A 17,786-nucleotide genomic window follows, 5' to 3' on the forward strand; every position below is an offset into this window, starting at 1 on the left:
CGTCTGCAAGGGTGAATATCCGGAAACAGGTTTGGTATGTTTGATGATAGATAATCGGACCCTCATCACAAAAGCTGGATTACCACGCATCCAGAAGAAGATCGACGATCTCCGTGGATTGGGCCGCAATCACTTTTCTTTAAATGTTGATGGCAAACGGATCGGCTATTGTTATGTGCGTAAAAATGCCTGTTCGAGTTTCAAGAAAATGTTTCTCGACAAGTCGCCGCACCGCGCCGACTATCACCCAGATGAACGACCTATCGATTTCATGCGGCAGCACCACCGGATGAACGACAAAGATTTCGCAGATTGCGACCACATCATTTTCGTTTACCGCGACCCAATCAAACGCACGCTGTCAATGTTTCGGAACAAATTCATCGCCAGCACCGGTGCCACCGATATTCATGCAAATTTTATGCAACTCGAAGGTGTCGATCCTGCCCACGTCAGCTTCAGATATTTTATTGAACACTACATGCAACGTCGCTTTTCTCAACTGGATCGCCACGTCTTGCCGCAATCTGTTCACCTGCGCAGGGCGATCTACACCGACTTCGTCGACATCCCCGACCTCTACCCACGCATGTGTGATATTCTTGGAAAGAACATCGGCGACACCTACTTTCGGCGTCCTGTAAACCAGACGTCGCATGTCCAGCATATTCAATTGAACGGGGCAGCGGAATTGCCGATTGGTGATCTCCGGCAGCTTTTTGCAGACACGGGGACGATGCCGGATGACGCAAGCTTTTTGGAACCGGACCTGCGAGACAAGATCAAAGCACGGTATTTTGCGGATTACGACGTGATTGACCGGGCCAAACAGGCGTCAAGGCAATGACGTACCACACGATGGCACCCGCCAAATGACAGCCCAGCCTAGTGTGTCAGTCATCATCGCAGCCTATAATGCGGCGCCGTTTATCCACCGCGCAGTTGCAAGTGCGCTGGCGCAAACCGATGTGGCGCTAGAAATTCTCGTGGTCGATGACGCCTCAAGTGACGACACACTAGAAGTACTGGAACGGCTAGCGCAATCAGACACCCGCATCAAAACCATCATGGCGCCCGCCAACAAGGGTCCAGCAGCTGCGCGCAATTTGGCGCTGGCGCAGGTCACGTCCGATTGGATTGCAGTGCTTGATTCCGACGATAGCTTTCAGCCCAACCGCCTGCGCCGCATGATTGATATCGCCAAGCGACAAAACGCGGACATCGTCCTGGACGATTTTCAATCAGTTCTCGAAAACGGCGACGTGGTCCCCGACGCGGCCCTGTCGAGCTGCAAATCCGCTGGCTTGATCAGCGCCGTTGACTGGGTCGCGCTGAATGCATTCGCGCGATCACAGGTCAGCTTTGGCTATGCGAAACCTGTTATGTCCACCCAATTCGTTCGTCAAAAAGGCCTGCATTACAATGAAACCCTACGAAACGGCGAGGACTATCACCTTATACTCAACGCACTTCTCAACGCAGCCTCCGTCTATTTCACCGCACAGATCGGGTACAACTACACGCGTCGGCACGGATCTGTTTCGCACAAAGCAAACGATGCGCACCTGCGCGCATTGCAGATCGCCGACGATCAGGTCGCCAGCACGACGGACCAGATCACACTGCGCAAATGGATGAACATTCGTCGCGAGAACCTACGCGATCTGCAAACGACCGAGACTTTTTTGCGCAATCTTAAATCCAGTCGCCTTGATCAGTCGATGATGGCGTTGCTGAAACGACCACGTGCGGCAGGACGCGTCGCATTGCATCTGAGCGAGGCGATTGCAAAACGGTTTGGACGAAACCGATGATCAAGGATCAAACCCAATCGGGCATGGACAAAAAAAGTCCCACAAAGCGTGCCGTGATGATTGTTGCCAGACGGCTGGACGATGTCCAAAGCGGAAGCGGACAATATCTATTGGCTTACCTCGTGCTTTGCCGCGCACAGTCGCTTCATATGACCTTGGTCTTTGCCCCCCAACGATCCTTTGGAAATCTGGCTTGGTCACGCGTGCATCCCGATATCCTAGCGGTCGTTGACGACATTGATTGGTCGGGCACAATGCACTTGGCTGGGCGCTATGTGTCGACATCACCAAAGGTATGGGCCAGATTTGCTTGTCGATTGGGATGCGAGGCAATCCGCGCGGTGCGCAGGCAACGCACGACCGCCTATCCCAGCAAATTGGGGCAGGTGCTTGGCCAAGCCGAGACTGCGGTCACAGTTGCGCGGGCAAAACACTGCAAACCCGAACTAGTGACGGTGGAATATAGTAGCCTCGCACCGCTTTTAGCCGCATTCCCTGAACAAAGGCGTTTGGTGTTTCTTCACGACTTGTTCTCTTTGCGTGCGCAGAATTTCATGTCGCAGGGCCTTGTGCCGGACCACGTTGACCTTTCTTTGCGTGACGAAGCCCGTAGATGTGACGCCGCTCAAATCGTAATCCATGCGAGTCGTACTGAAATCGATGCGTTGCAGGACGCACTGCCACAGGCAGAGCACATCTGGATGCGACCGAAGGTTCCGACATTTACGACCCAAGCGAAACGACCGAACGATATATGCGCGGTCTTCATCGGCTCGAAACATGCTGGAAATGACGGGGCGCTGGCATATCTGCGTACAAAAGTCTGGCCGCTCGTGCGACAGCGCATTCCACTCGCAAAACTTCATATCGTCGGGACAATTGGTGACACAATCAAACCAGAGATCGCCGCACGCGAAGGGCTGTTGCTGATCGGTGCGGTGCCTGACCTTGCCAGAGCGGTTAGTTGCAACGCTGTTGGACTTGCGCCGATGGACCTTGGCAGTGGCATCCCGATCAAGATTATAGATTACCTCGCGCTTGGTCTGCCTGTTGTTGCGACTGACAAGGCGACCCGCCCCTTTGGTCGTGAACTGGACGATATCGTAGCAACGGCTGAAACACCGTTTGAATTCGCGGAAAAGGTGGCGCAGCTTCTGCAGAATGATGACCTGCGCAAAGCCGCATCAAAGGCCGGACAGGCTGCGTTAGATCGACTGAGCAACACGTATCTGTCCAACATTCTGGCTGAGTGATTCGTTTTCAGGCGTTTATGGTCTTTCCTAGGCAAAACAGCCTAAAAAATTCCGTCAGGTAATATGGCGCGAGAATCCCAAATTTTATGAGTTCCGGCGAGAGTTCGCCAAACCTGACACAATTCGTGACGTGATTCTGCCTATTTCGGGGACATTTCGGCATCCCGGAATTTAGGTCCTAGCCAGCCGCGAACTCACGTCCTAGTTGGGCCCTGCATATAAAATACACTCAAAAGGACAAAATCTTCAGCACGCATTGCCGCACGGGACTGCGCCAATCAGGCTGACACGATACCACCACTCACGCTGTCGTTATCTGGCCGCTTTATCACGCGATTGCCGCCCTATTCACGTTCAAATGTGATGGGACTTTGGCGTGATCAAACCGCCAAATCAGACCCTGTAACGCCAATTTAACCTAATCTTCCTAATTTTCCCAATTCTACGGGTAGCGCTGCCGCAGGCAAACAACGTGGAAACAGAATTATACAGACCCCGCCACTCGGGGCCAAATCGGGAAAAGAAATGGAAATGAACGGCACTGAAGGCATGATGATGTCTGACGGTTCAACAGGCATGACGAACCAAATTTTTGACGGCAACGACGCAACTCACAAGGCAGTCAATTCTGGCGCGTGGACTGATCCGGACACATGGGAGGATGGTAAAGTACCAGCGCAAGGTGCTTTGGTTCACATTCCAATGGGGATCGAAGTTACCTACAACGCCACTTCAAACGCAAAACTCGACATCGTCCGTGTTGACGGAACACTGAATTTTGCGACCGACCAAGACACCAATATGATCGTCGAATCGATCTATACAGGGCTGATGTCGACTTTGACGATTGGGACCGCAGAAAACCCGATTCATGCGGATGTGAAAACAAACATCGTATTTAGTGACGGACCGCTTGATCTATCTGAAGACCCCGAACAATTGGGGCACGGACTGGTCGCTGAGGGCAAGGTTATCATCCACGGCGCCGAAAAAAGCCCCTATGGCACGCTAGATGGCAACGCGATGTCGGGCGCGAAAGCCATCACGCTCGAGTCAGGAACAGATGGATGGGTTGTCGGTGACACGATTGTTGTCATGGGCACAGCCTACGAGAAGTTTCAGGACGAATACCGCGAAATAACAGCCATCAGTGAAGGCCCGAATGGCATCACGATCACGCTTGATAGCGCGCTGGATCACAACCACACGACACCTGACGGCCATGATCTGGATATCTATGTCGGAAACTCGACCCGCAACGTAGAGTTTTCTTCTGAAAACCCTGAAGGTGTGCGCGGTCACGTGATGATGATGCATACGCCTGACGTCAATATCGCATTTGCTGAGTTCACTGATCTGGGACGGACAGACAAAGGCGAACTTTTGAATGAAACCGACAATGTAGCAGGCCGTTATTCGTTACATTTACATGAAACCGGAACCGAAGCAGGCAGCGATATGGCCGTTTTGTACGGCAATTCAGTGCACGGATCACCTGGCTGGGGGATCGTACAGCATTCAAGCGTTGCCGCGATTGATTATAACTTTGTCCACGACATTCAGGGCGCAGGTATCGTTTCCGAAGACGGGGACGAAACAGGTCAATGGATTGGCAACTTCGTTACCGGTGTCACTGGGCACGGTGAAAAGTTCACGATCGGCCGCGATGAACTGGACGCCGATTTCGGACATTCCGGCGTTGCTTTCGAAAACCAAGCTCGCCAGATCCTACAACAGGACAATATCGCGGCCAACGCCAACACCGGCTGGATGTTCCGCGCGGCGGAAACCAGTGCCGACGATCCTGATCGGGCTGCGATCGACTTTGATCCGATGCCCTTTAAATCGGACTTCAACCATGAAGAAGCCGCGATCATCGGGTTTCACGATAACGAAGCGATTGCAGTCGGGACAGTCATCGACACCGGTCACAGGCAGGATGCTTCGCTGTCGACCGATTTGCGTAGCGACATTATCGGTTTGAAAGCATGGGAAGTTGACCGGGTTCTCGACATGTTCAGCTACACAGGCGAATACGTCATTCGTGACGGTCTGTTTATCGGTCGTGACGGGGCAGGTCGCGCGATCAAAGTGCCGGGCAAACACGAAGGCACGTCGATCATCAACACGCATTTTGAAAACTTCAAAAATGCGATCTCCGATGACGGTTTGAACAACGACGCAGTCTATATTGGTTTGACGTTCAAGAATATCGCGAACAAAATCCAAGCTGACTATTACGGCGAAGAGCGGCTGCAATCTTACGACGACGTCGATCTTCTTGCTAAACCGATTGTCACGATTGATGGATCATCCGACCTGACATTAGGCCGCAAAGATGACAACCTGTACATATCGGGAACGATTAAGGACAGCGCAGGCACAATTGATATTGGGTCCAATCGCTGGACGACCACGACATCGTCAGACAAAGACGGGATCGACATCCATTCCACCAAGATCGGGTCGCCTGAACCGGAAGAACTCATCGCCATTCATGGCGCGATGCGCGACGGCGCAGGATGGATCATGCCAGTGGCCTTGTGGGTGACAGACCGCGTGACAGGCGAACACTTTGCTTATCGGATAGATGTTGAACTCACTGGTTTTGAGGACTCATTTCTAAAGCAACATGAGATTACCAGCTTCGACTTACCATCCGGAGAAATCACACCGCTCGACAGCTATCAAACTCTTTTCGCAGCCTCGGCTGGCGTCGATAATAATAGCGGTGACACGTCTGGGGGAGATACATCCGGTGGCGACACGTCTGATGTTGATACGTCCGATGGCAATACGTCCGATGTTGATACGCCCGATGGCGATACGTCCGATGGCAATACCTCGGGTGGTGATATGAACGGCGGTAACACGTCCGGTGGCGATACATTGGTTCCAGAGGCCCCGAACAATATCGTTTGGGCGTCATTCTGGTCTATCATATCGTTCACAATCGCAGACGTTTTCACAAAGATCTTTAAGCAGTCCGTGGCCGCTGATGCTGACGGTAACTTAATGCAGCTGACTGATCTCGATAGCAGCACCGACCAGTCCGGGTCCTTTTCGAGTGGTGACGCGGCTTTTGCGCTTTCAGAACTGCTTGTCGGCACCTTTGAGTTTATCGGCTCGTCCGCTGACGTGCAGATCGAATTGGCGGATATGGACATTGTCCAAGGGACGCCGATCCAAGTGAACCTTTTGTTCGATATTGATGTGACGATTGAACAAGTCGGCCCACCAGCGGACGACTCGAACGACCTTGTCTTGGAAACCGCAGACCAGTTTGACTTACTTTAAAGCCACGATACCCTCCCGAAGATTCGCCCTTCGGGAGGGGCTACTGACACCCTCACCTACCCGACTGTCCACGCGTCAACGGATACTTGACGGTCAAGATAACCCCGATAAAGATCAGCACATTCGCGATCTGAAAGGGTTTCATCAAACTGCTTTCAACAAATGACCGGATTAGTTCCACCACCGCGATGGTCGGAAAGAACACGAACGGAAGGCCGCCACGCAGCAACAATTGTTTGAACTGCCCGAGGTAAATCCAGACCAGCGTGAAGAGAGTTAACGCTAACCCGATAAGACCAAAATGCACCGTGATTTCGTAAAAACTATTGTGAAACGAAAAGTGCTGGTTAGGGTTTTTGTGAAATTCTGCAAAAATTTCGCGGACGAGATCGCTTTCCTCGTATCGCCAGAAACCGCCCGCACCATGTCCGATCCAAGGACGCTCTCTGATGACATCTTCGGCATAAGCCCATAGGTCCGTCCGTCCGGTCAGGGTCCGGCTTTTCCCAAGCGACCCGAGAGCGGAATCAACAAATGATCCCGCTTCACTGGCAATCGCAGGAATCGTAAGCCCGGCAATTCCAAATAAAATCAAACCGAACGCAAACCGTGAGACTGGCGTGAGCCGCCCCCTGCCCGCGAAAAATGCGAATGTGCTAATCATCCCAACAATCGCCAAGGCCAACACTAGCGCGGTCGCCGAATGACTTGCCAAAATCAGTGCAAAGGCCAAAATCGACATACCCGCCGCGACCAGTCGCACCCACAGGCGTATCCACCGGTCCAAAGCGACGCATAACGCGGCGGTCCACAGCATCAGCATTTTTGCACCAAGCATATTCTTATGGGCGAAAATCCCGGTCATCGCACCATCGTGGTAAGATGTGATAAAAACGCTCAGCACACCGCAAATCCCCGTCGCGGCAAGGACCGTTAAAATGATTTCGCGGGGACGTAACCAAACAACGATTAATATCGAAATTTGAAGTGTGAGGATCATCTGAACCGCAGTCCGCATCGCGACTTGCGGGACAACCCCGAACCCCGACGATACCAGCGCCCAAAGGGGCAACAACAGCAGTGGCCAACATTTGAAAAGTAGCGGGATCGTTTCGTCTCTTTGCCGGACAAATGCGTAGAAAAAATAGAACGCGAGCGCGTAGAGGATCAGTTCGTCGTTCTTGAAAACTGTAAACGTCACCACAAACCAAAGCACAACCAACGCCTTTTCAACGGCATGACTGGCCTGATGTTCGATTGGGACAGTCGGATTATTCACGGCAATAGACATTTCACGGACCGCCGCTAGATACAGGCGCACGCGTCAGGTGGTCTGCCAGGCGCAGTGCAAAGGCCACAATTGACTGAGTTGGAGGGGCGGCACCGCTGCTCGGGAAAATACTTGATCCCGCGACGTAAATGCCGCTGACACCGTGCAGCTTGCAGTGTTGATCGACGACACTGTCAGCCGCATTTTTTCCCATGCGGGCAATGCCAATTTGATGAAAACCGTCGCTCGCTGTTTTCAAAATCGCGTCCACCCTCCTTGCGATGGGCTCGTCATAGATCACGTCGGCGACATTCGACGCGACCAATTCCTTGACCAGCGCTTCATGTCCCCGCAGGACCGCCTCCGCGTCCGCTTTTGAAAAAGCATAGCTGATTTTTATGTCCGGTAGTTGGTCCGGCAATACTGGCCCAGAAAGCGCGATAAAATTGGTATCAGATGGACTCTGTTCCGCATGATAGCACAATCTGTAGGCATTTGCCCCATTTGCGATCAGGTGGTCCAGATGTTGACGCGACCTGTTGAATTTGGACCGCAATACTCCGGGCAAAGCCTTTAGCGACGTTGGCGCGTCGCGCACGACGTTGACTAAGTGCCGCAAAACCGGTGAACCTGTTTCACTTGCAGACCCGCGTCCATCACGCAGTCGCCGCAAAATGTACTTCAGCGATTGAATACCCGACCCATGAGCCGCATCTTCAATCGGACAGTTGCGCGCCCAAAAGAACACATTCGCCCCAGATGCCGGCTCTGTTTGTGTCATACGGAATACTTGTCGCGTGAAACCACCTTGCACGCGCGACACCCAACCAAAACCATCTGGTCTCACACTTTTTCTCAAAACCATCTGCGCAATCGACCCTGTAAGATGACCGCAATATCCGCGACCAAGGGCTTTTAAATGTCCCAATTCATTAGGGTTTCGGGTTTGAACCGCTAGCAATAGTCGCGCCGTCTCGACACCACCGCAGGCGACAATCGTTGTGCGTGCCACCAGATCAACAGCCGCTTCATTAGACAATGATCGCACCCGCGGCCCTATGCATCGCACGCGACCATCGGGATCAGTTACAAGGTTCAGACCGGTCGCAACAACGGACAACAGAATCGCAGGCCCATCCTGTGCATCCAGCACCTTGGCATGGCGTTGGGCGATCGGCAGATCCGCCGCCAACATCTCGACCGCGTTGCAGTCAATCCGGTCTATGTCTTCGCGGACAAACGGGCGTCCCAGCGTGGACCCACCTAGAAACGCGGCCGCTTCATCCAAATAAGCGGCGTAACTGTCATATGTTAAAGGCCAGTTCATCTGTACGAAATCACGCTTCAATAATGGCATGATCCGACCGCCCCACATCCAGCTGGTGCCACCCAACGCACGACAGTTGGTTTGGCACAACGGTGCGTGGGACTGTTGCGAAGACAGATTTGCGGCAGGGCCCGGCGTCGGTACTGTGCCGCCTGCATCGATCAATAGAACAGATTGGCCCTTTTGTGACAACGACACCGCAACGGCCATGCCCGCTGGCCCTGATCCGATTACGCAGGCGTCGTAGGTACGCGTTGACGCACGATCCAAATCGATGAAAGGCATTACCGTCCCTCCGATTTGATGTAAATGCATGTCACCTGCGCTGGCCTAGAATGATCAGATCATCCCAATTGGCACTGATGATCCGATCGTCGTCAATCTGCGCCAGCCATTCCTTGGACGCGAAAGCATTGGTGCAGCGCCCACGATCCCTCTCAAGGATGATCGGCACATAAGCTTGCTGAAACCTTGGTTCCACATACAACTGCTTCACGCCGGTTTCACCTGCGCCAGATTGTTCGGTCCACCGCTCGCGCTGACATGTGCTGCGGTTGTAAAGCGGGACAATTTGCGGAGGATATTTCCAAAATGTCGCAGCATCGAAACTGGCGTGGTTACGAAATCCATCTTTTATCGGGTTAGCATGCGCCATTTCGACCCAATTGAGCCCCAAAAGGTCACGCAATTCGCCGTCATAAGTCAGCGCAATACCACCAGCGGCAGTTACCCCCATGACGGGCAGAGGATCAAAACTGTTCATGTAAGTGCCAAAGTTTTCACCACGTTTAGACAAGTGATATTCACCACCCACATCAAAACGCGATTGAAAGAAATGCATGTTATTCAAAACGATCCACGCGCCGGTTAACACGGCTGCTCCAGCCCCAATGACCGCGCGCTCAAAACGTTCCGCGATATTTCGGAAAGACCAAACCAAGGCAACCACAGCAGGCATTGCGAAAATCGGCATCATCGGCTGGTAAAAACGCCAATACGCAAAATGATCCCCGCCAAGCAGAACGTAGGACAACAGGATGCCGAAAACAAAAGCAGCACACAGAATGCGCGTACAATAACTGGACGACATGTCTTTCAATCCGCGTCGCAAACTGAATCCCAGAAGTATGATCCACCCCACCCAAAGCACTTCAGCAAACGGATAAGTTATCAAAAAATCAATCAGATACTTGGTGCCTTCGCTGATGCTCTGCATCCGATCCGCCGACACTTTTGCATAGTAGGTGTTTGGAAACGGGTATCCAAAATAGATCATTCGACCAAAAATAAGAGCGGCAAACGACGACACTGATAGAAGAATTGCCACCAATAGCGGGCGGAAGGCGCGGGGGCGCAGAAACATAGCCAAAACCAGTAACCCAACCGCCACCGCAACACCTTCTGGTCGTGCTAACGGTAACCCAATGGCCCCGCAGAAAACGGCAATATTCCAGCGGGGTGGCGTGTCTTTTGCTTCGGTCAGTTGCGACAATTGATCAAGCAATAGTAGGCAAAGGAAGGTCCAAAGTCCGACTTCCATCATCGACCAAACGGACCATATAAAAAAGCCGGGTAAGCCGACCATCGCGATGGACATCGCTAAGGCAGCAACGATCGGCGGCGTGTCATTTACAGCGCGCGCGGTCAAGCGCAAGGCCAAAAAAACAGCCGCAATTGTAAGACAGGTGGTCGCGACAAGAATGGGATATTCGACGTTCCCATCAAACAGATAGGGGATTGCAACAAGTATCGTCCACAAGAAGGACGTGGCACCTTCAACCCGTTCTCCGCCTATATTGTAAACGAACCCATGGCCGTGTGCGATGTTTTCGGAATAGGACCGCGTAATCGCGGCGTCATCAATACCATTCGTACCCGGACTTCCGGCCAAGTACCAAGAAATGGCTATCATCAATGCAGTCACTGAAACTGCACTCAAAAGAAACGCAATTTGCACGCCAAAGCGCTTTTCATGATTAAACATATATACGCCAAAACAAAAAAATATTAAAAATAATGTATTAACAGTTAAGGCGACTCTGCGATTCGTGCAAGACTTGTCATAAGTCCCGCCCTTCGGTTAGTATTTTGAATAATTTGATATAAAGCGCTATTATTTCTCAGCGCTGACTTCGTATTGAGGAGTAATTGGATTGGCAAATGATTGCGATTAATCCCAACGACCCTTTGCGTGACAAGCTGATTCAGGACTGTCTTCGCGCCGTCGGTTTCGCGCTAGGGGCACAAAAATGCTGGATGTGATCTGCGTCATCGACTCGCGGTTTGAAGGTGGAACTGCCGCCGCGGCGGCGAGTGACGTCACCGCATTTCTGAACGACGGCCAGTCAGTCGGCTTAGTCGAAGTGCGTAGTTCGTATATTAAATCTCGGTCTGCAAAGCGCAGCGCAATTATTGATAATCTATGTCAGGACAATCGGGTCATTTGCCTGCCCAGCGCCCAGCGCCAAAAACATCGTGCACGCACCGTTTTCCTGCATCATCCGATGACGTTCTATTACGGACTGGACCAGCCGATTCAGCTGGAAGCGGACCACGCCTATTTGGTTGCACATCATCTTCCGTTTCGCGGCGACGGATCGCTTCAATATGATCCCATCACAACAACACAACGCGCGCGGTATTTTACGGGCGTCAGCCCGATGTGGGCGCCTGTATCGGGGCTTTGCCGGCAACAACTGCGTTCCTTTTCACCTTTAATACGTCTTGCCTCACAGGATTGGCCAAACGTGTTTGACGTGGACGCGTGGCAGCCGAAAAAGGAAACATTTACCTCCGATACAATCACAATCGGCCGCCATGGGCGTTCTGATCTGTTGAAATGGCCCGAAACCGCGCAAGCCATCGCTGATAGCCTACCGACCCTTCCTAAGTGCAAGATCCGCGTCATGGGGCTGCCAGCCGATGACATCGCGGCAATGGGCGTGGACACTGACGACTGGACGATCTTGCCATTCAACGCCGAACCGGTGCCCGATTTTCTAGATCAACTTGATGTTTTCGTTTATCATTTTCACCCAGATGCCAGCGAAAGTTTTGGCCGTACCGTCGCTGAGGCCATGTTGATGGGTGCGCTTTGTATCCTTGATCCACGGCTGAAACCGACGTTTGGCAATCTTGCCGTCTATTGCGACCCCCATGATACCGCACGACTTATCGAAAACATGCGTCATGATCCGGTCGGCTCGCGGCACTTTGCAGCCAAGACGCGCGATGCCATCTGCGAAACACACAGGTTTAGTTCAGTTCCCAGTCGGTTGAAGCAGTTGAACCTACCTGTCCCACAAGAAGGGGTGCAACCAAATCGGTCAGAAAATCCAATTCAGGTGATGCGAAAGATTATCGGACTGATGCGGCGGCACGAATTTACTCTCTCCGACCTCCAAAAAATGGACCGTTAGATATGCAAAGTTCCAATCAGCCCGTCGCTCGGTCAGACAAATTAAATGGACTACGCCGTGCGTTCTGGGCAAGGGCCGAACGTTTGGCTTGTTTTGCCATGCACCATGCCCTCAAGGCAAAGGCAAAAGACCAAAGCGCAGATATTGCACAGCGCAGTGCGCTCGTTCTGGCCCCACACGCGGACGACGAAACGCTTGGTTGCGGCGGTGTCATTGCGTTAAAGCGCAACGCAGGAACTGATGTAACAGTTGCTGTCGCGACTGATGGATCGGCGTCACATCGCCACGAAATATGGTCGGCCACCACATTGGATGCACTGATTGCATTGCGCGAGACGGAAACCCTAACCGCTTGCAAAACGCTCGGTGTCAACACGAACGACGTGCGCTTTCTCAAGCAACCAGATGGAGATTTGGCAGGGGATATCGCAGCTCTCACCACCGCCATCACGACCCTGCTGCACGCGACGCGCCCCGACGATGTCTTCGTGTGTGCCGAACGCGATGGTCACCCAGACCATACCGCACTGGCACAAGCGACCCATCTGGCCTTGCAGGACTACGCCGGCTACGTTCGCATCTTGGAATATCCGGTCTGGTGCTTCGATTTCCGATCATGGCGCGTGCAGGATATGACCAATACCAAAGGTTTCGTTGCAGGCGTCAAAGACATGCTGAACACTATCCGCGATTGGTCGATGATATCGGTGCGGACTCAAAGCGTCCTACACCTGAAGAAAGCAGCGCTGGCTGCCCATCAATCCCAACTGGGCACCTACGACCCTGAACCACAATGGTCCGGACTGCCGGACACGTTCACGCGGCATTTTCTAACAAAAACCGAAATATTCCGTCTTATTGCACGCGAGGACGGCAACCGAAAATGACCCTCGCGCGCATCATATTGATCTGCCATGCGGCCCCATTTGGCAAAGCGATGGCCGCCGCATTGCACGCACGGTTCGGACAAGGGTTGGTTGGTACGCTTGCGATTGACCGCAGGCCCGGACGGCGCGCAACACTACTGCGCAACATTAAGCAGGCATTCAAAGCATCCGCGTTAGAACGGCGCATCAGACGCGTCGAATTGGATTTGGAAAACTCCGCGCAAAAGCATTTCGACACCATGGCACAACCGCCAATGGCATGGCCGGACAGCGTCGACATTTTCACAACGTCCAATCCGAACGAAACACAGGCACTCGCTTGGCTGCGCAACTTATCTCCCGATCTGATTATCGTGACGGGGGCGCCAATCCTCAAGCCCGATCTCTTTGACCTGCCTCCGCTAGGGACGTTCAACATGCATTCATCGTTGCTGCCCGATTATCGCGGGACGCAGGCAGAGTTCTGGCAAGTGCTGGAAGATCGCATGGACACAGTGGGCCTAACGATACACCGCGTCGAAAAAGGTGTAGATACTGGCGCGATTGTGCGGCAGGTGCCGACTTCAGTTGACGCACCAATATCGCCTCAGATGGTGCGCGCAAAAAATCTGCTGGCGGCACTAAATGTTGTTCCCGACGCAGTGCAAAGCATACTGGACGGTTCAGCGCAGCCGAAAATGCAGACTGACGGCGGCCCGCCCAAACGCAGCAAAGACAAAACCGTTACGCAACGCAGCAAACTGCTCGCACGGTTGGGTTATTCAGAATTTGGCGACATGGCATGAAACAACACCTCAGATCAGCGTTCATATCGACGGCATTGCGGGTCAAGCGCCATAAGCCAGAGGATGCGATCGTCCTTAGCTGCGACCCCCGAAGCGGCTCAACGTGGATCAGCGAAGTTTTGGGTGCGGCAACCCCAAGCGCAGTGATATGGGAACCTTTTCATCGTGACAACGTACCCGAGGTTAAGGATCTTGGTTTTGCTTGGCGGCAGTACATTCCCGCCGACGCCGACTGGCCCGAGGCGGAAACATTGATCCGTAAAGTAATGTCAGGTGGGGTCATCAACCAATGGACTAGCTGGGCAAATCCCGCCGTGGATTTTCTGCGGGCCGAACGACTGATCATTAAGTGCTGCCGCGCCAATGGCTTCCTGCCTTGGATGGTCCGCAAGATCGCATTCAAACGGAAACCAATCCATTTCCTACGCCATCCATTTGCAATTGCTGCGTCGCAGATCAAAATGGGCAACTTCGATACCGATGGTATGGATCGCGACCTCGACCGTGGCCCGTATACACAATGCATGGTCGAAACCTCTCGCTACATTCGCGGCCTCTCAACCGATGAAGAAAAGATCGTGGCGATGTGGTGCCGCACCCATCAGGCGGCCTTGAACGATCCTTTGACCCATGAACGTACAATACGGGTGCACTATGAGAATCTGACAATGGATCCTGCTCGCGAAATTCAGCGGGTTTTCGACAGATGGGGCGAATCGATGCCCGGCAATGTGCTGTCACTTGTGCGGAAAGCGAGCAGAATGACGGAAAAAACCAGTAAATTGGAAACGCCTGAGCAACAGGTTTCCAAATGGAGAAAACATTTTTCCGATAAACAGGTGGCGCGAATGACGAACGTCATCATCGATTTTAACGTCACAAATTATGGCGAAAATGTGATGCCTATTGATGAGGACAGTTAACGTAAATTCAGTTTTTAGAAGTCGTCATATAAAATAAAAATTTCTTTTCTTGCAGATAGTTGGGGCACATAGTTACGTGCATGAAATCTGAAATCTTCCTTTCGAAATCGACCAACTTATGCGATGAACACACCAACCCAAAACGCAAGAAAAGTCTTAAAAACAATGTGAAAATTGGGGCTTTGCACAGCTCTACGACATGCCTCACCACCTAAAAATAGCTTGCGATCTGCACGTTCCCACGCAAGAATGTTAACTATATTTTAACGAAACTACCTCGCGGCTATATTTTTTGCCGATTTCTATATTTTTGCCGATTTAAAATCGATTATTTTATTAATAGATGGTTAGGAATATGTATCATTCGCACATCATTCATGAATCCAATAACTGGACAACAAACTCTAAAGGCAAACGTTATTTTGATCTAATAGTTGCAGCAATTATGCTTCTTCTCTTCGCGCCTGCGATGGTTTTAATTGCGGTATGGTTAAAGCTTGTTAGTCCCGGTCCAATTTTTTATTCCCATACGCGCATTGGGAAAAACAACGAACTGTTCAATTGCCTTAAGTTCAGAACAATGGTGATGGATGCCGATCAGCGGCTTGCTGACCTATTGGCGTCAAATCATGCGGTTCGCATGGAATGGGAGACCTGTCGCAAATTGCGCCGTGATCCCCGCGTTGTACCCGGTGCCGGTGCCTTGCTACGTAAATCCAGTCTTGATGAACTTCCACAGATTTTCAACGTCTTGCGCGGCGACATGAGCGTCGTTGGCCCGCGCCCGATTGTTAAAGATGAACTGCAATTTTACGGAATTCACAAAGAGGCGTATCTTTCAGTGCGTCCAGGTTTGACTGGTCCGTGGCAATCATCAGAACGTTCCGACGGATCGTATCGGTCACGCGTGATGAAAGATGCCGATTATGTTCACAACGCGACGTTGCGGACGGACATATCACTCATCAGCACGACTGCGCGCAAGCTTTTGAACTGCAGGTTGAACGGTGCCTACTGATCCCAGTTCGTCAGGCTTGTCCGCTTGATCGGTGCGCGCACTGAATAACCAAGCATCAAGCAAAATCATGGGCGCGCTGAAAATCCACGCGCCGACGATCCAAATGAAAATTGACCCACCAAGATATAATTTAAGGGCGATCGATAAGGCGACAAGCAAGCCTAAGATGCCAAGTGCACGCACAAACTGCATTAAATTCGCCTTTACCCATCTAACAGTCAGGCCATTCCCAATGCTGTCAGACAACCTCGTTAAATTCACCCAAGTACGAACCAATGTAGGGCATAAAGTAAGTTTGCCAAGGCGCAGAAGTAAGTACAAGTCAGTTCTGTGACCTTATCAGCACCCCCACCTCGACGAGACAACTTCTTTGCCAGCGTGCGGCAACTCGTCGGTGCGCGTGCTTTCGTCATGTTTTTGCAGTTTCTGAGCCTACCAATTCTGACTCGACTTTTGTCGATAGAAGACTTCGCCATCGTCGCGCTTGGCATGGTGATCCCACATTTTGCCAACACCTTCAGCGACTCTGGCTTTGGGAAATCACTGATCCGCTTACAAAAGTTTGATCACGCGGAATGGAGCACTGTGTTCTGGTTCCTTGCTGCCGTTGGTGCTGGTCTGGCGGGGATTGTCATGCTCGCCGCACCGTTTTACGCAAACGCCACCGGCGTGCCCGAACTCTTCGCGGTTATGATCGTGTTGGCGCTGCTGCCATTCTTGCAATCGCTCAGCGCAGTCTATCAAGCATGGATCGAACGCGATTTTGGCTATAAAAAAATTGCGAACATCATGATGATCAGCGGATTGGTCAGTTTGGCCACCGCGATTTGCCTTGCGCTTTTAGGGTTCGGCTACTGGGCATTAGTAATCCAGCAAATCCTGCTCGTCGCCGTTCAGTTTGCCGCTTACGCCTATGTGAGTGAATTTCGGCCCAAGCTGACCTTCCATCCGAAATTGCTACACCTCCATTTTGGCTTTGGCGTGAACACATTGTTGTTTTCAGGTATTATGGCCATCCAGAAACAGCTACCGATCATTGCGTTCAACCAGCTTTTTGGCACGCTCGCCGTGTCGCTGTGGTCGATGTCAGAAAGACTGTCCCGCTTTCCTAAAATTGGGGCTGTTGGCCCATTTTCGCGGGTCGCGATGGTCGCAATGTCGCGACAGTGGCGCGATGGAGCGGGGGCCGCTGATACGGGGCAAACCTATCTGGCGTCGTCCAGATTATTGGCCATTTTTCTGTTTCCCTGCTTAATCGTCGCGGCATTCCATGCCAGGCCCGTTTTCGCTTGGGTCCTGTCCGAACCATGGGGCGACGTTGCCCCACTGTTTGGCTTAGCTGTACCCGCGTTGTTGGCTGAACTGGTGTCATCAATCGGGGGAAAGGTGTTCATGGCAGCCAACCGCACCGATCTACGCCTGCGCATGTCAATCGAACGGTTCATCCTTGGCACGATCCTGTTTCTACTCGCGCTTCCGTTTGGGTTGGAAGCCGCAATCGCAGTCAGAAGCATTTTCGCCGTGATCTACATGCCCCGCTATTGGCGTTACATGAACAAATGCGTGCCGTTATCGATCATGTCCGAAGCAAAGGTACTGGTTCTTCCGGCCTGCGTTGGATTGGTAGCAGCGATACTCGGGCACTATATCCGCGCACCTTGGGATTTTTCTACGCTACAGGATTGCGCTGTCGTCGTCTGCCTTTGCATCATCGCGACCGGCGTCACAGTGCTTTTGACATATCGTCAGATCGTGAACGATATGGCTTGGCTGAGAAACTCAACGAAATAGAC

The 17,786-nt window shown here is 52.2% G+C and carries 13 protein-coding genes; 10 read left to right on the forward strand and 3 right to left on the reverse strand.

What is annotated here, in order from left to right; genetic code table 11:
* The first annotated feature begins 43 nt into the window (after nucleotides 1-43).
* The 4 genes from FHS72_RS04355 to FHS72_RS04370 all read left to right on the forward strand — a co-directional run bounded on the left by FHS72_RS04355 (nucleotide 44) and on the right by FHS72_RS04370 (nucleotide 6,364).
* On the forward strand, nucleotides 44-847 hold the full coding sequence (locus tag FHS72_RS04355; RefSeq protein WP_183526112.1) for a sulfotransferase family 2 domain-containing protein: 804 nt from the start codon (nucleotides 44-46) through the stop codon (nucleotides 845-847).
* 25 nt (nucleotides 848-872) lie between these two features.
* Nucleotides 873-1,814: a glycosyltransferase gene (locus tag FHS72_RS04360; protein WP_183526116.1), complete on the forward strand. Its 942-nt coding sequence runs from the start codon at nucleotides 873-875 to the stop codon at nucleotides 1,812-1,814.
* A complete protein-coding gene (locus FHS72_RS04365) occupies nucleotides 1,811-3,067 on the forward strand; it encodes a glycosyltransferase (RefSeq protein ID WP_183526120.1) in 1,257 nt (418 codons plus the stop codon). The genes FHS72_RS04360 and FHS72_RS04365 overlap by 4 nt, the downstream gene beginning before the upstream one ends.
* A 531-nt stretch (nucleotides 3,068-3,598) precedes the next feature.
* Nucleotides 3,599-6,364, forward strand: a complete 2,766-nt coding sequence (locus FHS72_RS04370) for a G8 domain-containing protein (protein ID WP_183526123.1) — start codon at nucleotides 3,599-3,601, stop codon at nucleotides 6,362-6,364.
* A 52-nt stretch (nucleotides 6,365-6,416) separates the two neighbouring features.
* Here FHS72_RS04370 and FHS72_RS04375 read toward each other — a convergent pair whose 3' ends face one another.
* From FHS72_RS04375 to FHS72_RS04385, 3 genes are read right to left on the reverse strand one after another with little or no spacing between them, the layout of a single operon-like run.
* Nucleotides 6,417-7,655, reverse strand: a complete 1,239-nt coding sequence (locus FHS72_RS04375) for an O-antigen ligase family protein (RefSeq protein WP_183526125.1) — start codon at nucleotides 7,653-7,655, stop codon at nucleotides 6,417-6,419.
* 1 nt (nucleotide 7,656) lies between these two features.
* The gene (locus FHS72_RS04380) at nucleotides 7,657-9,246 is read right to left on the reverse strand and encodes a GMC oxidoreductase (RefSeq protein WP_183526128.1); all 1,590 of its coding nucleotides are present in this window, start codon (nucleotides 9,244-9,246) and stop codon (nucleotides 7,657-7,659) included.
* A gap of 31 nt (nucleotides 9,247-9,277) precedes the next feature.
* On the reverse strand, nucleotides 9,278-10,873 hold the full coding sequence (locus FHS72_RS04385) for a hypothetical protein (protein ID WP_183526131.1): 1,596 nt from the start codon (nucleotides 10,871-10,873) through the stop codon (nucleotides 9,278-9,280).
* 337 nt (nucleotides 10,874-11,210) lie between these two features.
* Here FHS72_RS04385 and FHS72_RS04390 point away from each other — a divergent pair, with 337 nt between their 5' ends.
* The 6 genes from FHS72_RS04390 (at nucleotide 11,211) to FHS72_RS04415 (ending at nucleotide 17,784) form a co-directional block, all read left to right on the forward strand.
* The gene (locus tag FHS72_RS04390) at nucleotides 11,211-12,380 is read left to right on the forward strand and encodes a glycosyltransferase (RefSeq protein WP_183526133.1); all 1,170 of its coding nucleotides are present in this window, start codon (nucleotides 11,211-11,213) and stop codon (nucleotides 12,378-12,380) included.
* Nucleotides 12,381-12,382: 2 nt separating this feature from the next.
* A complete protein-coding gene (locus FHS72_RS04395; protein WP_183526136.1) occupies nucleotides 12,383-13,267 on the forward strand; it encodes a PIG-L deacetylase family protein in 885 nt (294 codons plus the stop codon).
* Nucleotides 13,264-14,052 carry a formyltransferase family protein gene (locus tag FHS72_RS04400; RefSeq protein ID WP_183526139.1) on the forward strand — a complete coding sequence of 263 codons (789 nt, stop codon included), beginning with the start codon at nucleotides 13,264-13,266 and terminating at the stop codon, nucleotides 14,050-14,052. The genes FHS72_RS04395 and FHS72_RS04400 overlap by 4 nt, the downstream gene beginning before the upstream one ends.
* Nucleotides 14,049-14,975 carry a sulfotransferase family protein gene (locus tag FHS72_RS04405; protein ID WP_183526142.1) on the forward strand — a complete coding sequence of 309 codons (927 nt, stop codon included), beginning with the start codon at nucleotides 14,049-14,051 and terminating at the stop codon, nucleotides 14,973-14,975. Before FHS72_RS04400 ends, FHS72_RS04405 begins: the two co-directional genes overlap by 4 nt.
* 355 nt (nucleotides 14,976-15,330) lie before the next feature.
* The gene (locus FHS72_RS04410) at nucleotides 15,331-15,993 is read left to right on the forward strand and encodes a sugar transferase (RefSeq protein ID WP_183526145.1); all 663 of its coding nucleotides are present in this window, start codon (nucleotides 15,331-15,333) and stop codon (nucleotides 15,991-15,993) included.
* Nucleotides 15,994-16,371: 378 nt separating this feature from the next.
* Nucleotides 16,372-17,784, forward strand: coding sequence for an oligosaccharide flippase family protein (locus FHS72_RS04415; RefSeq protein WP_343042655.1), 1,413 nt, complete (start codon nucleotides 16,372-16,374; stop codon nucleotides 17,782-17,784).
* Nucleotides 17,785-17,786: the final 2 nt, after the last annotated feature.

The organism is Yoonia ponticola (assembly GCF_014199395.1).
Classification (GTDB): domain Bacteria; phylum Pseudomonadota; class Alphaproteobacteria; order Rhodobacterales; family Rhodobacteraceae; genus Yoonia; species Yoonia ponticola.

Bases quoted from the DNA above. Each gene is read 5' to 3' on its own strand.
- FHS72_RS04375 (WP_183526125.1), bottom strand. From the start codon at position 7,655: ATGTCTATTGCCGTGAATAATCCGACTGTCCCAATCGAACATCAGGCC.
- FHS72_RS04405 (WP_183526142.1), top strand. From the start codon at position 14,049: ATGAAACAACACCTCAGATCAGCGTTCATATCGACGGCATTGCGGGTC.
- FHS72_RS04395 (WP_183526136.1), top strand. From the start codon at position 12,383: ATGCAAAGTTCCAATCAGCCCGTCGCTCGGTCAGACAAATTAAATGGA.
- FHS72_RS04385 (WP_183526131.1), bottom strand. From the start codon at position 10,873: ATGATAGCCATTTCTTGGTACTTGGCCGGAAGTCCGGGTACGAATGGT.
- FHS72_RS04400 (WP_183526139.1), top strand. From the start codon at position 13,264: ATGACCCTCGCGCGCATCATATTGATCTGCCATGCGGCCCCATTTGGC.
- FHS72_RS04380 (WP_183526128.1), bottom strand. From the start codon at position 9,246: ATGCCTTTCATCGATTTGGATCGTGCGTCAACGCGTACCTACGACGCC.
- FHS72_RS04355 (WP_183526112.1), top strand. From the start codon at position 44: ATGATAGATAATCGGACCCTCATCACAAAAGCTGGATTACCACGCATC.
- FHS72_RS04370 (WP_183526123.1), top strand. From the start codon at position 3,599: ATGAACGGCACTGAAGGCATGATGATGTCTGACGGTTCAACAGGCATG.
- FHS72_RS04360 (WP_183526116.1), top strand. From the start codon at position 873: ATGACAGCCCAGCCTAGTGTGTCAGTCATCATCGCAGCCTATAATGCG.
- FHS72_RS04365 (WP_183526120.1), top strand. From the start codon at position 1,811: ATGATCAAGGATCAAACCCAATCGGGCATGGACAAAAAAAGTCCCACA.
- FHS72_RS04390 (WP_183526133.1), top strand. From the start codon at position 11,211: ATGCTGGATGTGATCTGCGTCATCGACTCGCGGTTTGAAGGTGGAACT.
- FHS72_RS04410 (WP_183526145.1), top strand. From the start codon at position 15,331: ATGTATCATTCGCACATCATTCATGAATCCAATAACTGGACAACAAAC.